Here is a 2751-nt window from a genome sequence, read left to right as displayed (position 1 = left end):
TGTTCACGATGGCCGGTTATCCCAAGCGCGGCAACCCCATTCTCGGTAAGGTGGTGAGCATTGGGGCGGAGCAGCCTGAACTGGCGTCGGATGATCTGCCATACACCACCCTGGGGTATGCCAATGGCCTCGGCATGCGCGACTATGGAAGCGAGACCGATGCGGACCGTACCTATGGCGACCCCATCAACGCCGGCCGAAAGGACCTGACCAACGTGGACACCACCACGCCGGGCTTCCACCAGGAGTCATTGGTGCCACTGGGCAGCGAGACACATGCCGGTGAGGATGTGGGCATTTATGCCAGGGGGCCGGGTGCCCATCTGGTAACGGGCACCAACGAGCAGAACATGATCTATCACATAATGGATTATGCCTCGGATATCAGCGGGGCTGCCAACCTGGCTGTGCGATAAACCCCGGGATTAAGAGCTAAAAACGCGCTAAACACCGCAAGCCCGGCCCACTTGGTAACAGAGTGAGCCGGGTTTGCGGTTTTTTGTTTCAGAAACCCCTTTTCCTGCCGATAAGCCAGTTAAATACACTAAAGTATGAGTTATAAACTCATATCAATTTATTAGTCTCCATGATGGCCTTAAATAACAAAATATTGGTAGAAGCAACGATAAAGAAGAGGTTCCTATGGGGTTGCTGGATCGGGCTTCAATAATATTGGGGGTGGTGAGTGCTGTTGTTCTTGCGGTCATCAGTGCAGTGGTGGCGCCTTTGCTAGGCCTTGAACCGGCATCAATACTGGTTGGACTGGTGGTTGGCCTTGCAGCCGCCGCCGGCTTTCTGGTCATCCGGGTGCTGGAGCCTGCCGAACGCGGTCTCAGGGCTCTGGATAAGGGCACCCTGGCAGAAGATCATCCGCTCCGGGCCCATTGCCGGCAGCTGCTTTCCGATGCGAAAGCCGGGCGGGCTCTGGTGGAAACCCTCTCCGGAAGCGCTGACAGGAACGCTATTTCCGCCGCCCAGGTCTCCTTTGCCGCAGACCAGCTCAAGATCCGGCTGGACCGTCAGGTTGAAGAAACCGCCCAGATGGCCGATTACGCGGGCCAGATTACCGAGACCGTGCGGGAATCCTCCGAGCAGGCGACCGATGCCGCCACCATGGCTCTCCAGAATAAGCAGGTCAGTACCGAGGGGCGCGAAGCGCTGGTCTCGGCCATCGATAGTGTGCGCGCGGTACACCAGCAGTCCGGTGAGAATCTCCGGCTGATCCAGGAGCTGAACGAGAAATCCAACAAGATCCAGGGCGTGACCGCCACCATTCAGGGTATTGCCGAGCAAACCAATCTGCTTGCACTCAATGCGGCCATTGAGGCCGCCCGTGCGGGTGATCAGGGTCGCGGATTTGCCGTGGTGGCGGATGAGGTGCGTCAGCTGGCGGGCCGCACGGCCCAGGCGACCGGTGAAGTGGCGGAAACCCTCGAGGAAATTCGTTCGGATACCACGCTGATTGTGTCCCGGATTGAAGACCTTGCCCGCAGCATTGAGGAGGGCCTGACGTCTGTGGAAAGCGTGGGTGAGCGTCTGGAACAGATCAGCGAACAATCTGATCGGGTCCAGCAGCAGGTTGCCCGGATAGCCGAAATAGATCAGAACAACGAGCAGAGTCTGGCCCAGGTGTTCTCCGCCATTGAAACGGTGCGTGACCAGATTTCCGAGAGCGATACCAGCGTTTCCTCGCTGGCGGAGCAGGCTGCTACTTTGATGGAGCTTGCGGAAAAAGCCAATGCTTCATTTGCCCTGAACAGCGAAGCCAGTTATCACCGGCCGTTCTTCGATCAGGCCAGAGCGGGCGCTGACCAGATCGGCCAGATGTTCGAGCAGGCAATCCGGGATGGCAAGCTCTCAGAAAGCGCGCTGTTCGACAAGAGCCGGACTCCCATCCCGAACACGCACCCGCCAAAGTACTCAAGCAGCTTTGACAAATTTACCGATCAATACCTGCCGACCATCCAGGAGCAGGTGAAAAACGCCCATGAGGCCATTGTCTTTGCCATAGCCGCTGCGCCTGACGGGTATGTACCGACCCACAACAGGGATTTCGCCCACGCACCGACCGGAGATCCGAAGGTGGATCTGGTCAAGAGCCGGAGCAAGCGGCTGTTCAACGACCGAACGGGCATTCGTTGTGGCACGCACACCGAGAACATGCTTTTGCAAACCTATCGCAGGGATACCGGCGAAATCATGCATGATCTCTCCGTACCTATTTATGTGAATGGCAAGCATTGGGGCGGTTTCCGCCTGGGCTACCGTCCGGACAATCACTGACCGCGGCGGGATTTTCGGCCACGGGGGCTGTGGTAGACTCCGATTAATAGATCAATAGGAGACTTGTCTTGGCTGAACCGGAGTTTATTCCTGCCGACACGGACCCCGCCTCCCGCCGAAGTGATCCGGCGCGTAACCTGGCGGTGGTGGTCTACATCCTTCAGGCGCTGTCGTTTTTCGTAGGAGGCATTACCGGTCTGGTGGGCGTGATCATCAATTACGTCAAACTGGACGACGTCCGTAATACCTGGGTGGAGCGGCACTTCCGCTGGCAGATTCGCACCTTCTGGATCGGCCTGCTCTGGACCGTGATTGGCATAGTGACCACGCCGATCATCATCGGATGGTTTATTCTCCTTGGTATTTCTATCTGGATCATCTACCGGATCGTGAAAGGGGCTCTGGCCCTGAATGACGGCAAGGCGCCCTCCTGAACGGGCGACCGTTATCAGTCTTCGGTCACTTCCT

At 57.5% G+C, this 2751-nt stretch carries 3 protein-coding genes; all 3 read left to right on the top strand.

What is annotated here, in order from left to right:
- Positions 1-416 (top strand): alkaline phosphatase (locus B2W52_RS11135; protein WP_286803052.1); only part of this gene is annotated, 416 nt, incomplete at its 5' end.
- A 226-nt stretch (positions 417-642) separates the two neighbouring features.
- Positions 643-2283 carry a methyl-accepting chemotaxis protein gene (locus tag B2W52_RS11130; protein WP_053112751.1) on the top strand — a complete coding sequence of 547 codons (1641 nt, stop codon included), beginning with the start codon at positions 643-645 and terminating at the stop codon, positions 2281-2283.
- 68 nt (positions 2284-2351) lie between these two features.
- On the top strand, positions 2352-2717 hold the full coding sequence (locus B2W52_RS11125; protein ID WP_053112750.1) for a DUF4870 family protein: 366 nt from the start codon (positions 2352-2354) through the stop codon (positions 2715-2717).
- Positions 2718-2751 lie beyond the last annotated feature (34 nt).

It is taken from the genome of Marinobacter sp. UBA2498, from assembly GCF_002341575.1.
Lineage (GTDB): Bacteria > Pseudomonadota > Gammaproteobacteria > Pseudomonadales > Oleiphilaceae > Marinobacter > Marinobacter manganoxydans.
The sequence above is the reverse complement of the archived record's forward strand: the minus strand, read 5'-3'. Positions and strand labels throughout refer to the sequence as shown.

What these genes read in the sequence shown, in the direction of transcription:
- B2W52_RS11130 (WP_053112751.1), top strand. Translation starts at nt 643, where the DNA reads ATGGGGTTGCTGGATCGGGCTTCAATAATATTGGGGGTGGTGAGTGCT.